We start from the raw sequence: 13,778 nt of genomic DNA, 5'->3' as shown, positions 1-13,778 counted from the left end.
TCATGGATGAGACAATCCAAAATGCACATGAAAAGGGCCGGGTGTCGCCACCCGGCCCTTCTTCAATCGTCACCATTTCGGTGCAGTCGATCAGCTTGCGTCGATCGCGGCGGGCTTGCCGCCCTTCTTGCGCGGCTTCTTGGGCGCGGCCGGTTCGATCGCGAAGGACAGCGCGCCGTCCTTCATCTTCACCGTCACTTCGCCGCCATGGACCAGCTTGCCGAACAACAGTTCCTCGGCCAGCGGCTGCTTGATCTTCTCCTGGATCAGGCGGCCCATCGGACGCGCGCCATACAGACGGTCATAGCCCTTTTCGGTGAGCCAGCTCTTCGCCGCCTCGTCCAGGCTGATATGGACGTGACGGTCGGCCAGCTGCAGTTCAAGCTGGAGGATGAACTTGTCCACCACCCGCGCCACGACTTCGGGCGGCAGATAGCCGAAGGGCACGATCGCATCCAAGCGGTTGCGGAATTCCGGCGTGAACATCTTCTGCACCGCCTGCTCATCCTCGCCCTCGCGGGTGAGGGTGCCGAAGCCGACCGTCTCGCGCGCCATGTCGGCGGCGCCCGCATTGGTCGTCATGATCAGGATCGTGTTGCGGAAATCGACCGTCTTGCCGTGGTGATCGGTCAGCTTCCCATTGTCCATCACCTGCAACAGGATGTTGAACAGATCGGGATGCGCCTTCTCGATCTCGTCGAGCAGCAGCACCGAATGCGGATTCTGGTCGACCGCATCGGTCAGCAGACCGCCCTGGTCATAACCGACATAGCCCGGAGGGGCACCGATCAGACGGCTGACCGAGTGACGCTCCATATATTCGGACATGTCGAACCGCTGGAGCGGAATGCCCAGGATCGTCGCCAGCTGGCGCGCAACCTCGGTCTTGCCGACGCCGGTCGGGCCGGTGAACAGATAGTTGCCGATCGGCTTGTCCGGATCGCGAAGACCCGCCCGGCTGAGCTTGATCGCCGAGGACAGGTTCTCGATCGCGGCATTCTGGCCGAACACCACGCGCTTCAGGTCGGTCTCCAGCGTCTCCAGCTGCTGGCGGTCGTCGGTCGACACGCTCTTGGGCGGGATGCGCGCCATGGTGGCGATCACGGCCTCGATCTCCTTGGGCGTGATCGTCTTCTTGCGCTTGCTGACCGGCACCAGCATCTGCATCGCGCCGACCTCGTCGATCACGTCGATCGCCTTGTCGGGCAGCTTGCGGTCGTTGATGTAGCGCGCCGACAGCTCGACCGCCGACTTGATCGCATCGGGGGTATATTTGACCTGATGGTGATCCTCGAACGCCGAGCGGAGCCCTGCCAGGATCTTGATCGTATCCTCGATCGTCGGCTCGTTCACGTCGATCTTCTGGAACCGGCGCAGCAGGGCGCGGTCCTTTTCGAAGTGATTGCGGAACTCCTTATAGGTGGTCGAGCCGATGCAGCGGATCGTGCCGCCCGACAAAGCGGGCTTGAGCAGGTTCGACGCGTCCATCGCCCCGCCGCTGGTCGCGCCCGCGCCGATGACGGTATGGATCTCGTCGATGAAGAGCACTGCGTGGGGCAGCTTCTCCAATTCGTTGACGACCGCCTTCAGCCGCTCCTCGAAATCGCCACGATACCGCGTGCCCGCCAGCAGCGCGCCCATGTCGAGCGAATAGATGACCGCGTTGAGCAGCACTTCGGGCACGTCGCCCTCGACGATCTTGCGCGCCAGGCCCTCGGCGATGGCGGTCTTGCCGACGCCGGGATCACCGACATAGAGCGGATTGTTCTTCGACCGGCGGCACAGGATCTGAACGGTGCGGTCCACTTCGGGCCCGCGCCCGATCAGCGGATCGACCTTGCCGATCTTGGCCTTTTCATTGAGGTCGACGGTGAACTGCTTGAGCGCGCTCTCCGCCTTGCCCTTCTCAGGCGCTTTGGCGGGCTTTTCCTCCTCGACGCCCTTGGGCGGGGTGGATTCGCTCGTCGCGCCGCCCTTGCCGACGCCGTGGCTGATGAAGCTGACGGCATCCAGGCGGCTCATGTCCTGCTGCTGCAGGAAATAGACGGCATAGGATTCACGCTCGGAGAACAACGCGACCAGCACGTTCGCGCCGGTCACTTCGTCGCGGCCCGAGGACTGGACGTGCAGGATCGCGCGCTGGACCACGCGCTGGAACCCGCTGGTGGGGGAGGGGTCGGTCGCCGCCTCGACCTTCAGCGCGTCGAGTTCGGTGTCGAGATACTGGGCCACCGTCGCCTTCAGCTCGCCCGTGTCGACATGGCACGCTTCCATCACCTTGGAAGCATGGTCGTCGTCGATCAGCGCGAGGAGGAGGTGCTCCAGCGTGGCATATTCGTGGCGCCGCACGGTCGCGGCTTCCAGCGCCTTGTGAAGCGTGGTCTCGAGCGCGGGGGCGAAAGATGGCATCTACGATACTCCTTCCGAAGCGTCATGGACTGACGCCTCGTTTCGACCAATGTCGGGACGGGGAGGCCCGGCATCAAGCGGGTGTAACGCGCGGCCGCTGAACAAAGCGTATCGCGCGAAGCAAAAAACATTGTGCGAAGAAGAGGGGACCGCCTCGGTGCGTGCGCGCCGGGTGAGGCCCATGCGCGTCACCGCTTGAAGAGCGCGTCGGCGCTGGCGCGGTGGAGCGTGGCGCGCTCCATGTGGCGGCGGGTCCGCGCGATCTCCTGCTCCAGCACCGCGATCCGCGTCTCCAGCTCGGCGAGCGACAGCGGATCGAGATCGGTCTGGACCAACGCGGCCAGGGCGTCGGGAAGGCGGATCGGAGAATCGTCCTGTTCCATAATGGGATGCAGCGTTGACCCGGTCGCCGCCGATGTCAATAACGGTGGGACGAGAGCCGATGATGGGGGATGGCAGCCGGTGCACGCATTTGGCGAGGGAATGGGGATCGGCGATATCCCGAAGACGATGACCGCCATCGACCCCGAAGGGGCGGGCGGTCCCGAGGTATTGGTGCCTGTCCGACGCCCGACGCCCCATCCGGGCGAGGGCGAGGTGCTGATCCGCGTCGCCGCCGCCGGGGTGAACCGGCCGGACGTCATGCAGCGCCAGGGTCTCTACCCGCCGCCGCCGGGCGCGCCCTCGATCCCGGGACTGGAGATTGCGGGCCAGGTCGTCGCGGTCGGTGAGGGCGTCGGACCCGAGATGCTCGGCCAGCCGGTCTGCGCGCTGATCGGCGGCGGCGGCTATGCCGAATATGCGGTGGCGGTCGCCGACCATTGCCTGACGGTCCCGCACGGCCTGTCGATGGTGCAGGCCGCCGCGCTGCCCGAGACGCTGTTCACCGTGTGGACCAACGTCTTCGAGCGCGCCTATGCCGACCAGGGCGACACGTTGCTGGTGCATGGCGGGACCAGCGGCATCGGCACCATGGCGATCCTGCTGGGTCGCCTCTTCGGGCTGACGGTGATCGTCACGGCGGGCTCGGACGAGAAATGCGCGGCGGCCGAGAAGCTCGGCGCGGCCAAGTCGATCAACTACAAGGCGGTCGATTTCGTCGAGGCGGTGAAGGACTTTACCGAGGGGCGCGGCGTCGACATCGTGCTCGACATGGTCGGCGGCGATTATGTGCCGCGCAACCTGAAATGCCTGGCCGAGGATGGCCGCCACGTGTCGATCGCGGTGCAGCGCGGCGCCAAGGCGGAAATCCCGATCTGGGAGATCATGCGCCGCCGCCTGATCCTGACCGGCTCGACGCTGCGCGGGCGGGACCGGGATTTCAAGGCGATGGTCGCCGACGAATTGTCGCGGCTGGTCTGGCCGCATGTCGAGGAGGGGCGGTTGCGTCCCGTCATCGACCGCAGCTTCCCACTGGTCCAGGCTGCCGAGGCACATCGCCGGATGGAAGCGGGCGACCATCTGGGCAAGATCGTCCTGACGATGGACGGGGCGGCGGACGGGGCCGCAGCCGACTGACCGGCAGGCCGGTCTTGATCCCGCTGCAAAAGATTGCAACGGATCGAGCGACCGGATCGGCCGTCTCCCCGTGCCGAGTCCATGGGGGATGGCGATGGTGCAGCATGGTGGCCGGATCGGGCTGGTTTGCATGGGTCTGGCGGCCGGATTGGCGATGGCGGCTCCGGCCCGGGCGCAATCGGCGCGCGAGCTGCTGACCCAGGCATCGTTCGGCGATTCCGACGAGGCGAGCGCGCTGCGCCGCGTTTCGAGTGCCTATACGGTGGCGGCCAACGCCCTGAAGCGGACGCCCGACGATCACGAGTCCCTGCTGATGCGGGCCACCGCGCTCGGCTACCGCGCCAAGCTGACCGGCAATCGCAGCGACGCGATCACCGCGCGCCGCCAGTTCGAGGCGCTGGTGGCGCAGAATCCGCGCGATGCCGAGGCGCAACTGGCACTCGGTGCCTGGCATATCGGCGCGGTCAAGAAACTGGGGTCGATCGTCGGCCGCGCGGCGCTGGGCGCGCAGCGGAGCGTCGGGTTCGCCTTGCTTGACCGGGCGATAGCATTGGGCGGTGACCGGGCGCTGTTTCCCGGGCTGTCGGCGCTGCTGCGGCTGGAGCTGGATCCCCGCGATCCGCGCGGCCGGACCCTGGCGGAGGCGGCGGTGCGAGCCGGGACGGTGACGCCGATCGACCGCATCCTGCAACGCGCCTGTGTCGCCGTCCTGGCCTCGCTGCGCGCCGGGGACGGGCCGAAGACGCGCGCGCTCGCCTCGCAATCGCTGCCTTTCGGGCGGTTCGACGACGACAACTGACCGGCTGGACGCGGGCGTCGCCAACGTCTATCGCGCCATGTCCCGGCAGTTTGTGGCAGCGCACCTTGCTCTCGGGGACGGCTTTCATTAGATTTGTCGCAGCTACGGCCGCTCCGGTGAGGGGCGGCCCTTTTATTTTCCGACTGGAGTGATCCCCGTGGCCCAGCCGCTCATGCCCCATGCGACCGCTTCCTGGCTGGTCGACAACACGTCGCTCTCGTTCGAGCAGATCGCGGATTTCTGCGGCCTCCACATCCTGGAAGTCCAGGCGATCGCCGACGACACGGCGGCGACCAAGCTGACCGGCCGTGACCCCGTGCGTGCGCACGAGCTGACCCAGAGCGAGATCGAGAAGGCGCAGGCCAACCCCGATTACCGCATGAAGATGACCAAGGGCCCCGAGCAGGTCCGCCGCACCAAGGGCCCGCGTTACACGCCGGTCAGCAAGCGGCAGGACAAGCCGGACGGCATCGCCTGGATCATCCGCAACCATCCCGAAATCTCGGACGGCGCGATCTCGAACCTGATCGGCACGACGCGCACGACGATCGCTGCGATCCGGGACCGCAGCCACTGGAACATCGCCAACATCACCCCGAAGGACCCGGTGACCCTGGGTCTGACCACCCAGCGCGAGCTGGACTCGGCGGTGGCGAAGGCGGCCAAGGCGACCGGCGGCAATGCCGATGCGCAGCCGACCGACACGCGCCTGGAGGGCGACCGCGAAGCCCTGCTCGCCTCGCTGCGCGCCGAGCGCGAGCAGCAGAGCCGCGACGTCGACTCGGTCGGCCATCATGACGATGTGATCGACCCGCACTCGCTGTTCCGCAGCTGAGCGCAGGCGACAGCCTGACGAAAAGGGGCGTCCACCTTGGCGGTGGGCGCCCCTTTTGTATTTGGGGGAACGGCGTCTCCCCAGCCCCGTTGAACGGGCCAAAGGAGACCATGCATGTCCGAGCAGGAAAAGCCCTTCGACCATGATCGTGGCCATAGCGGCCAAGCCTATCACCGCGACGACGAGCAGGCGATGGGGCGTGCCGAACCCTCGGGCAGCGTGACGACCACCCCGCCCGCACCGGGGGACGGCAATGCGGATACGTCGCTGCCGGACGACAATGGCAAGCGGGCCACCGTCGACTCGAAGACTGGTGAGGTGCATGGCAGCGGGGCAGGGGCCGGTGGCGGCAACCGCGGCGACGAGATCGACGAAGTGGACCCCGCGACTCCGCCGGGCGTGGGATCGCGACCGGTGAATTGATCAATCCTCCCCGCTCGCGGGGAGGGGGACCATGCGAAGCATGGTGGAGGGGGCGTGCCGCGAGGGGTGTCGCTTGTGGAAGCCCCCTCCGTCAGACCTTCGGTCTGCCGCCTCCCCGTACCGGGGAGGATAAATGCGCAGGTGCATTCGCCGCCTAAGCGGTGCGGGCAAATCCAACGATGTTAGGAAAAGTGGCAGGAGTGCACGGACTCGAACCGTGGGCCCTCGGTTTTGGAGACCGATGCTCTACCAACTGAGCTACACTCCTGCGAGGCGGCCGCCATTAGCCCGGCTGCGCCGTCGGGGCAATAGCCTGTTTTACTATTTTCGCGATTGGCATCGCCGACGCCCGTCGGCTCTTCCCGCGCCGACATTGACCATCGGCCGACTCCCGCGTATAGCCCGCCGCTGCACGAAGGGGATTTCTCGGGATTCGGGACTTATCCGTCGGGCAAGCTTGAACATTGCTGGATGCGAATAGGGCCGGGCGAAAGCCACGATGGCCCCTTTTTGTATTCCGAAGTGCTGTGATGGCTCCAGCAAAGTAACCTCATGGAAAGGTGAAGGCTTCAATGCCGACGATCAACCAGCTGGTCCGCAAGGGCCGCGAACTGCAGAAGGCCAAGTCCAAGGTCCCTGCAATGGAGCAGAACCCGCAAAAGCGCGGCGTTTGCACCCGTGTCTACACGACGACCCCGAAGAAGCCGAACTCGGCGCTTCGCAAGGTGGCCAAGGTCCGTCTGACCAACAGCCGCGAAGTCATTTCGTACATCCCGGGCGAAGGCCACAACCTGCAGGAGCACTCGGTGGTGCTCATCCGCGGCGGCCGTGTGCGCGACCTTCCCGGCGTGCGTTACCACGTGCTGCGCGGCGTTCTCGACACGCAGGGCGTGAAGGATCGCAAGCAGTCCCGCTCGAAGTACGGCGCGAAGCGTCCGAAGTAAGCCGGTCGGGCCTCAACTGAGGCTCCTCGACCATCAAAGGCTGAAGTTTTGTAAGGAAATACGAGAATGGCTCGTCGTCGTCGTCCCGAAAAGCGGGAAATTCTGCCGGACCCCAAGTTCGGAGATGAGGTCCTGTCGAAGTTCATGAATTCGGTCATGCTGGACGGTAAGAAGTCCGTGGCCGAAGCCATCGTTTACGGTGCTCTGGAAACCGTCGAGACGCGCGCCAAGCGCGATCCCATCGGCGTGTTCCACGATGCGCTGAACAACATTAAGCCGGGCATCGAAGTCCGTTCGCGCCGCGTCGGCGGTGCGACCTACCAGGTTCCGGTCGAAGTCCGTCCGGAGCGCGCCCAGGCTCTGGCCATCCGTTGGCTGATCGGCGCATCGCGCGCCCGTTCGGAAAACACGATGGCCGCCCGTCTGTCGGGTGAGCTGATGGACGCCGCGAACAACCGCGGCAACGCGGTCAAGAAGCGCGAAGATACGCACCGCATGGCGGAAGCGAATCGCGCCTTCTCGCACTACCGCTGGTAAGGGTCTTGCGGCGGACCGGATGTATGTCCGGTCTGCCGCAACCTTTTCAGGGTGCGGTGCCGGCGGTCTTCCGCTGGTCACGCAAACAGCCTATATAAGGGGGAGCCGGGCCAACCGGCTCCCCCCTACGCTTGAGGAAGATCGATCATGGCCCGCAGCCATCCGCTCGAGAAGTATCGCAACATCGGTATCATGGCGCACATCGATGCCGGCAAGACGACCACGACCGAGCGCATTCTTTATTACACCGGCAAGTCCTACAAGATCGGCGAAGTGCACGAAGGCACCGCCACCATGGACTGGATGGAGCAGGAGCAGGAGCGCGGCATCACGATCACGTCGGCCGCGACGACCTGTTTCTGGAATGACAACCGTATCAACATCATCGACACCCCCGGGCACGTCGACTTCACCATCGAAGTGGAGCGTTCGCTCCGCGTGCTCGACGGCGCGGTCGCCTGCTTCGACGGCGTGGCGGGTGTTGAGCCGCAGTCGGAAACCGTGTGGCGTCAGGCCGACAAGTACGGCGTGCCGCGCATGTGCTTCGTCAACAAGCTCGACCGCACCGGCGCCGACTTCTATTTCTGCGTGAACTCGATCATCGAGCGCCTGGGCGCGCGTCCGGCGGTCCTGTATCTGCCGATCGGCATCGAGGGCGGCTTCAAGGGTCTCGTCGACCTGGTCGAGAATCGCGCGATCATCTGGCTCGAAGAGTCGCTGGGCGCGAAGTTCGAATATCAGGACATTCCTGAGGAACTGGCCGAGAAGGCTGCGAAGTATCGCAGCGACCTGATCGAAATGGCCGTCGAGCAAGACGACGCCGCGATGGAAGCGTATCTGGAAGGCAATGAGCCTTCGGTCGCCGAACTCAAGGCGCTGATCCGCAAGGGCACGCTGGAAATGGCGTTCGTCCCCGTGGTCTGCGGCTCGGCGTTCAAGAACAAGGGCGTGCAGCCCCTGCTCGACGCGGTCATCGACTATCTGCCGTCGCCGCTCGACGTTCCGGCCATCAAGGGCGTGAAGCTCGACGGCGAGACGCCGGACGAGCGTCCTTCGTCGGACACCGAGCCCTTCTCGGCGCTGGCGTTCAAGATCATGAACGACCCGTTCGTCGGTTCGCTGACCTTCGCCCGCATCTATTCGGGCAAGCTCGAGACCTCGTCGCAGGTCCTGAACTCGGTCAAGGACAAGAAGGAAAAGATCGGCCGCATGCTGCTCATGCATGCGAACAGCCGTGAGGACATCCAGGAAGCCTATGCCGGCGACATCGTCGCGCTGGCCGGCCTCAAGGATACCACGACCGGTGACACGCTCTGCGCGCAGAACGCCCCGATCATCCTGGAGCGCATGGAATTCCCCGAGCCCGTGATCGAGCTGTCGGTGGAGCCGAAGACCAAGGCCGACCAGGAGAAGATGGGCGTCGCGCTCAATCGTCTCGCTCGCGAGGACCCCTCGTTCCGCGTGACCTCGGACGCCGAGTCGGGCCAGACCATCATCAAGGGCATGGGCGAGCTCCATCTCGAGATCCTGGTCGACCGCATGAAGCGCGAGTTCAAGGTCGAGGCGAATGTCGGTGCGCCGCAGGTGGCGTATCGCGAATACCTCAAGAAGCCGGTCGACATCGACTATACGCACAAGAAGCAGTCGGGCGGCACCGGCCAGTTCGGCCGCGTCAAGGTCAAGCTGACCCCGGGCGAGCGTGGTTCGGGCTTCGTCTTCAAGGACGAGATCAAGGGCGGTAACATTCCGAAGGAATATATCCCCGCGATCGAGAAGGGCTTCCGTGAAACCGCGGAAACCGGTTCGTTGGTCGGCTTCCCGATCATCGACTTCGAAGTCCTGCTGTATGACGGCGCGTACCACGACGTCGACTCGTCGGCGCTGGCGTTCGAAATCTGTGCCCGCGGCGCGATGCGCGAAGCGGCCCAGAAGTCGGGCATCACGCTGCTCGAGCCGGTCATGAAGGTCGAAGTCGTGACCCCGGAAGACTATCTGGGCGACGTCATCGGCGACATGAACAGCCGTCGTGGCCAGATCCAGGGCACCGACACGCGCGGCAACGCGCAGACGGTCGAGGCGATGGTCCCGCTGGCGAACATGTTCGGCTATGTGAACGCGCTCCGCTCGTTCACCCAGGGCCGTGCGCAGTACTCGATGCAGTTCTCGCACTATGACGAAGTGCCGCAGAACGTTGCGGACGAGGTCAAGGCGAAGATGGCCTAAGCGTCTCCCGCGCCCCCGGGCAACCAGGGGTGCGGACACGCTAGGGGCTGGCAATCGCTTCAAACACCCGCTATGGGGCCGCGTTCGCGTGGCCTCGGATGCGGCACCGAATTCGATTCAGAAGGTAGGAAAATGGCAAAGGCAAAATTCGAGCGGAACAAGCCGCACCTCAACATCGGCACCATCGGCCACGTCGACCATGGCAAGACCTCGCTGACCGCAGCGATCACCAAGGTTCTGGCTGACAACGTCGCCGGCAACGCGGCGGTGGACTTCGCGAACATCGACAAGGCGCCGGAAGAGCGTGAGCGCGGCATCACCATCTCGACCGCGCACGTCGAGTATGAGACCGAAGCGCGCCACTATGCGCACGTCGACTGCCCGGGCCACGCCGACTATGTGAAGAACATGATCACCGGCGCGGCGCAGATGGACGGCGCGATCCTCGTCGTTTCGTCGACCGACGGTCCGATGCCGCAAACCCGCGAGCACATCCTGCTCGCCCGCCAGGTCGGCGTGCCCGCGATGGTCGTGTTCATGAACAAGGTCGACCTGGTCGACGACGAGGAAATCCTCGAGCTGGTCGAGCTGGAAATCCGCGAGCTGCTCAGCTCGTACGAATTCCCGGGCGACGACATCCCCGTCGTCAAGGGTTCGGCGACCTGCGCGCTGTCGGGTTCGAACGACAAGTTCGGCAAGGATGCCGTTCTCGAGCTGATGAAGCAGGTCGACGAATACATCCCGCAGCCGGAGCGTCCGCTCGACAAGCCGTTCATGATGCCGATCGAAGACGTGTTCTCGATCTCGGGTCGCGGCACCGTCGTCACCGGCCGCGTCGAGACCGGCATCGTCAAGGTTGGTGAAGAAGTCGAGATCGTCGGCATCAACAACACCCGCAAGACGACCGTCACCGGCGTTGAAATGTTCCGCAAGCTGCTCGACTCGGGTCAGGCCGGCGACAACATCGGCGCGCTGATCCGTGGCGTGGCGCGTGACGAAGTCGAGCGTGGTCAGGTTCTGGCCAAGCCGGGTTCGATCACCCCGCACACCGACTTCCAGTCGGAAGTGTACGTCCTGTCGAAGGAAGAAGGCGGCCGTCACACCCCGTTCTTCGCGAACTATCGTCCGCAGTTCTACTTCCGCACGACCGACGTCACCGGCACCGTCGAGCTGCCTGAGGGCACCGAGATGGTCATGCCGGGCGACAACGTCGCTCTGGGCGTGAAGCTGATCGCTCCGATCGCCATGGACATCGGTCAGCGCTTCACGATCCGTGAAGGCGGCCGTACCGTCGGCGCGGGCGTCGTCAGCTCGATCGACAAGTAAGTCTTGGGCGAAAGCCTGAAACTTCTTTAGGAAAGGGCCGGCCCCGGCGACGGGGTCGGGCCGTAGGCGGGTGGGAAGGGTGAGGGTGTTCCGATTGCCCCCTCCGTTCGCACTGAGCGAAGTTGAAGTGCACGCCAGGCGGGCCGGTCAGAGCGTGGCCTTCGACTTCGCTCAGGCTGAAAGGAGGGTGGGTTTGCGGCAGTCGCCGCCCGGTTCCATCCCCTCCAACAAAAACCCGCATCCGCCCCTTGCGGCCCCCGGCCCATATGCGTATAGGCACACGCCTTGAGGGAATCGGCTGGCACCGGAAACACCGGAGTCGGCCTTTTGCTTTTAGTGAGGGCAGGGTGGTTCGCCGCTCCTGTCGTAACCCAGAGTTTGTTTCGGCCCAGGGTCGCCTTCACGGCGGACGGTCGGGTGCTTGGTCGGATAGCCGATCGCACTTGTCGTTCATCGTGACCGCGAGCCGAAAGCCCGCTCTTTCGCATCGGTAGGGATCATGGACAGCAATATCCGCATTCGTCTGAAGGCGTTCGACCATCGCGTGCTCGATCAGGCCACTGGCGACATCGCCGACACCGCGCGCCGCACCGGCGCCCTCATCCGCGGTCCGATCCCGCTTCCGACGCGCATCGAGAAGTTCACGGTCAACCGTGGTCCGCACATCGACAAGAAGTCGCGCGAGCAGTTCGAGGTCCGCACCTACAAGCGGATGCTGGACATCGTGCAGCCGACCCCGCAGACCGTCGATGCGCTGATGAAGCTCGACCTCGCCGCAGGTGTTGATGTCGAGATCAAGCTGGCGTAAGAGGGCCAGCGTTCCCGTGGTCGACGATTCCGTCCCACGGGATTTTGGCGTTTTCCGGTTCTGAAGCTACCAGGAAACGCGCCGAGGTCGCTCCCGCGATCCGGCACTCTTTAGGGATACCGCCCGGTGGTTTCGCGCAAGCGAGATGGTGCCGGGGCAGCGTCCCCCGTCTGACCGGCTTGCCGGTCGCCAGCCCGGGACGGGGGCTCGTTTCGCTTTAATCGGGCTGGATATGCCCCCCTTGAATGGTTCTTGGGGGCCTCTGTCGAGGAAGGAACAGGATCATGCGTACCGGCGTGATCGCGAAGAAGCTGGGGATGACCCGCCTGTTCCAGGACGATGGTCGGCACGTGCCGGTCACCGTTCTGGCGCTTGAAGGCGTACAGGTCGTCGCTCGCCGCGAGATGGATCGTGACGGCTACACCGCCGTCCAGCTTGGTGCAGGTGTCGCCAAGACCAAGAATGTTGCCAAGCCGCAGCGTGGCCACTTCGGCAAGGCCGAAGTCGAGCCCAAGCAGGTGCTGGTCGAGTTCCGCGTGAACGAAGACGGCCTGCTGGACGTCGGCGCGGAAATCTCCGCCGACCATTTCGTCCCCGGCCAGTATGTCGATATCCAGGGTCGTACCCAGGGTAAGGGCTTTGCCGGTGCGATGAAGCGCTGGAACTTCGGTGGTCTGCGTGCGACCCACGGCGTCTCGGTCTCGCACCGTTCGCATGGTTCGACCGGTAACCGTCAGGATCCGGGCCGCGTCTTCAAGAACAAGAAGATGGCCGGCCACATGGGCGACAAGAACCGTACGCAGCAGAATCTGGAAATCGTGTCGACCGACGTCGAGCGCGGCCTGATCTTCGTCAAGGGCTCGGTGCCCGGCTCGAAGGGTGGCTGGCTGATCGTCAAGGACGCGGTCAAGGTTTCGCGCCACGCGGACGCCCCGTTCCCCGCCAGCATCAAGGCGGCCGCCAACAACAATGCTTCTGCCGAGCCTGCTCCGGAAGCCACCGAGAGCCAGGAGGGCTAAGTCGTGAAGGTCAAGGTTCAATCCTTCGCCGGCACCGACGCCGCGGACATCGAGCTCAACGACGAGGTCTTCGGCCTCGATCCGCGCGCTGACATCCTGCACCGCGTTGTGACCTGGCAGCTGGAAAAGCGTCGCGCCACCGCGCGCGGCACCCGTGAGCGCGCCGATGTCGCGCGTTCGGGCAAGAAGCTCGGTCGCCAGAAGGGCGGCGGTGTCGCTCGTCACGGCGATCGTCGGGCCCCCGTCTTCATCGGCGGCGGTAAGGCGCACGGCGCCCGCGTCCGCGACTTCAACCCGGGTCTGAACAAGAAGGTTCGCGCTCTGGGTCTGAAGATGGCGCTGTCGAGCCATGCCAAGGCGGGTTCGCTGATCGTGATGAACGATCTGGCGGTCGCTGGTAACAAGACGAAGACGCTGCAGGGCGATCTGGCGAAGCTCGGCTTCGGCAAGACCGCGCTGGTCATCGATGGCGACGCCGTCGAGACGTCGTTCGCACTGGCCGCAGGCAACCTGAAGGAAATCAACGTCCTTCCGGCCGCTGGCGCCAATGTCTACGACATTCTGAAGCATGACACCCTGGTGCTGACGCGCTCGGCTGTCGAAAAGCTGGAGGCCCGTTTCCATGGCTAAGCAGCAGAAGGCGGTCGATCCGCGTCATTACGACGTGATCGTTGCGCCGCACATCACCGAGAAGGCGACGCTCCTGAGCGAGCACAACGCTGTGGTGTTCAAGGTCGCCCCCGGTGCTACCAAGCCCGAGATCAAGGCGGCGGTGGAAGCGCTGTTCGACGTCAACGTCACCGGCGTGAACACCATCGTCCAGAAGGGCAAGACCAAGAAGTGGAAGGGCGCTCCGTACCAGCGCTCGGACATGAAGAAGGCGATCGTCACCCTCAAGGACGGTCAGTCCATTGACGTGACGACGGGGATCTGAGCC

Annotated in this window: 14 protein-coding genes and 1 tRNA gene; 12 read left to right on the top strand and 3 right to left on the bottom strand. The window is 64.7% G+C overall.

The window, feature by feature from the left end; genetic code table 11:
- Positions 1 to 90: 90 nt before the first annotated feature.
- Together clpA and ASF14_RS02165 are read right to left on the bottom strand one after the other, a co-directional pair.
- Complete coding sequence (clpA, locus tag ASF14_RS02170) at positions 91 to 2,409, bottom strand: ATP-dependent Clp protease ATP-binding subunit ClpA (protein ID WP_056430765.1); 2,319 nt, start codon at positions 2,407 to 2,409, stop codon at positions 91 to 93.
- Between the two features lie 188 nt (positions 2,410 to 2,597).
- Positions 2,598 to 2,792, bottom strand: a complete 195-nt coding sequence (locus ASF14_RS02165; RefSeq protein WP_056430762.1) for a DUF1192 domain-containing protein — start codon at positions 2,790 to 2,792, stop codon at positions 2,598 to 2,600.
- A 127-nt stretch (positions 2,793 to 2,919) separates the two neighbouring features.
- Here ASF14_RS02165 and ASF14_RS02160 point away from each other — a divergent pair, with 127 nt between their 5' ends.
- The 4 genes from ASF14_RS02160 (at position 2,920) to ASF14_RS02145 (ending at position 5,984) form a co-directional block, all read left to right on the top strand.
- The gene (locus tag ASF14_RS02160; RefSeq protein ID WP_056431385.1) at positions 2,920 to 3,927 is read left to right on the top strand and encodes an NAD(P)H-quinone oxidoreductase; all 1,008 of its coding nucleotides are present in this window, start codon (positions 2,920 to 2,922) and stop codon (positions 3,925 to 3,927) included.
- Positions 3,928 to 4,021: 94 nt separating this feature from the next.
- A complete protein-coding gene (locus ASF14_RS02155; RefSeq protein WP_056431382.1) occupies positions 4,022 to 4,726 on the top strand; it encodes a hypothetical protein in 705 nt (234 codons plus the stop codon).
- 157 nt (positions 4,727 to 4,883) lie between these two features.
- Positions 4,884 to 5,561 carry a DUF1013 domain-containing protein gene (locus tag ASF14_RS02150; protein WP_056431378.1) on the top strand — a complete coding sequence of 226 codons (678 nt, stop codon included), beginning with the start codon at positions 4,884 to 4,886 and terminating at the stop codon, positions 5,559 to 5,561.
- 114 nt (positions 5,562 to 5,675) lie between these two features.
- Entirely contained in the window at positions 5,676 to 5,984 is a 309-nt protein-coding gene (locus ASF14_RS02145; RefSeq protein ID WP_056430759.1) for a hypothetical protein, read from the top strand.
- Between the two features lie 192 nt (positions 5,985 to 6,176).
- Here ASF14_RS02145 and ASF14_RS02140 read toward each other — a convergent pair.
- Positions 6,177 to 6,252 (bottom strand) — tRNA-Trp (locus ASF14_RS02140).
- 304 nt (positions 6,253 to 6,556) lie between these two features.
- Between ASF14_RS02140 and rpsL the strand changes: the two genes are divergently transcribed.
- The 8 genes from rpsL (at position 6,557) to ASF14_RS02100 (ending at position 13,775) form a co-directional block, all read left to right on the top strand.
- Positions 6,557 to 6,928 (top strand): 30S ribosomal protein S12, encoded by a 372-nt coding sequence (gene rpsL / locus ASF14_RS02135; RefSeq protein ID WP_007406072.1) that lies wholly within the window; start codon positions 6,557 to 6,559, stop codon positions 6,926 to 6,928.
- A 66-nt stretch (positions 6,929 to 6,994) separates the two neighbouring features.
- Complete coding sequence (gene rpsG / locus ASF14_RS02130) at positions 6,995 to 7,465, top strand: 30S ribosomal protein S7 (RefSeq protein ID WP_042491196.1); 471 nt, start codon at positions 6,995 to 6,997, stop codon at positions 7,463 to 7,465.
- 147 nt (positions 7,466 to 7,612) lie between these two features.
- Positions 7,613 to 9,688, top strand: a complete 2,076-nt coding sequence (gene fusA / locus ASF14_RS02125) for an elongation factor G (protein ID WP_056430756.1) — start codon at positions 7,613 to 7,615, stop codon at positions 9,686 to 9,688.
- A gap of 132 nt (positions 9,689 to 9,820) precedes the next feature.
- Positions 9,821 to 11,014: an elongation factor Tu gene (tuf, locus tag ASF14_RS02120; RefSeq protein ID WP_056430753.1), complete on the top strand. Its 1,194-nt coding sequence runs from the start codon at positions 9,821 to 9,823 to the stop codon at positions 11,012 to 11,014.
- Between the two features lie 499 nt (positions 11,015 to 11,513).
- A complete protein-coding gene (gene rpsJ, locus ASF14_RS02115) occupies positions 11,514 to 11,822 on the top strand; it encodes a 30S ribosomal protein S10 (protein WP_007406109.1) in 309 nt (102 codons plus the stop codon).
- Positions 11,823 to 12,106: 284 nt separating this feature from the next.
- The gene (gene rplC, locus ASF14_RS02110) at positions 12,107 to 12,841 is read left to right on the top strand and encodes a 50S ribosomal protein L3 (protein ID WP_056430750.1); all 735 of its coding nucleotides are present in this window, start codon (positions 12,107 to 12,109) and stop codon (positions 12,839 to 12,841) included.
- A 3-nt stretch (positions 12,842 to 12,844) separates the two neighbouring features.
- The gene (gene rplD, locus ASF14_RS02105; protein ID WP_056430747.1) at positions 12,845 to 13,471 is read left to right on the top strand and encodes a 50S ribosomal protein L4; all 627 of its coding nucleotides are present in this window, start codon (positions 12,845 to 12,847) and stop codon (positions 13,469 to 13,471) included.
- Complete coding sequence (locus ASF14_RS02100; RefSeq protein WP_042491181.1) at positions 13,464 to 13,775, top strand: 50S ribosomal protein L23; 312 nt, start codon at positions 13,464 to 13,466, stop codon at positions 13,773 to 13,775. The genes rplD and ASF14_RS02100 overlap by 8 nt, the downstream gene beginning before the upstream one ends.
- Positions 13,776 to 13,778 lie beyond the last annotated feature (3 nt).

The sequence above is a fragment of the Sphingomonas sp. Leaf257 genome, assembly GCF_001422185.1.
GTDB classification, from domain to species: Bacteria; Pseudomonadota; Alphaproteobacteria; order Sphingomonadales; family Sphingomonadaceae; genus Sphingomonas; species Sphingomonas yabuuchiae.
Note: the sequence above shows the minus strand (reverse complement) of the source record. Positions and strands in the feature narration are given on the sequence as shown.

Coding starts and splice junctions, on each gene's coding strand:
- rpsL (WP_007406072.1), top strand. CDS start 6,557: ATGCCGACGATCAACCAGCTGGTCCGCAAGGGCCGCGAACTGCAGAAG.
- ASF14_RS02145 (WP_056430759.1), top strand. CDS start 5,676: ATGTCCGAGCAGGAAAAGCCCTTCGACCATGATCGTGGCCATAGCGGC.
- ASF14_RS02165 (WP_056430762.1), bottom strand. CDS start 2,792: ATGGAACAGGACGATTCTCCGATCCGCCTTCCCGACGCCCTGGCCGCG.
- fusA (WP_056430756.1), top strand. CDS start 7,613: ATGGCCCGCAGCCATCCGCTCGAGAAGTATCGCAACATCGGTATCATG.
- ASF14_RS02100 (WP_042491181.1), top strand. CDS start 13,464: ATGGCTAAGCAGCAGAAGGCGGTCGATCCGCGTCATTACGACGTGATC.
- ASF14_RS02155 (WP_056431382.1), top strand. CDS start 4,022: ATGGTGCAGCATGGTGGCCGGATCGGGCTGGTTTGCATGGGTCTGGCG.
- tuf (WP_056430753.1), top strand. CDS start 9,821: ATGGCAAAGGCAAAATTCGAGCGGAACAAGCCGCACCTCAACATCGGC.
- rpsG (WP_042491196.1), top strand. CDS start 6,995: ATGGCTCGTCGTCGTCGTCCCGAAAAGCGGGAAATTCTGCCGGACCCC.
- ASF14_RS02160 (WP_056431385.1), top strand. CDS start 2,920: ATGACCGCCATCGACCCCGAAGGGGCGGGCGGTCCCGAGGTATTGGTG.
- rpsJ (WP_007406109.1), top strand. CDS start 11,514: ATGGACAGCAATATCCGCATTCGTCTGAAGGCGTTCGACCATCGCGTG.
- clpA (WP_056430765.1), bottom strand. CDS start 2,409: ATGCCATCTTTCGCCCCCGCGCTCGAGACCACGCTTCACAAGGCGCTG.
- rplC (WP_056430750.1), top strand. CDS start 12,107: ATGCGTACCGGCGTGATCGCGAAGAAGCTGGGGATGACCCGCCTGTTC.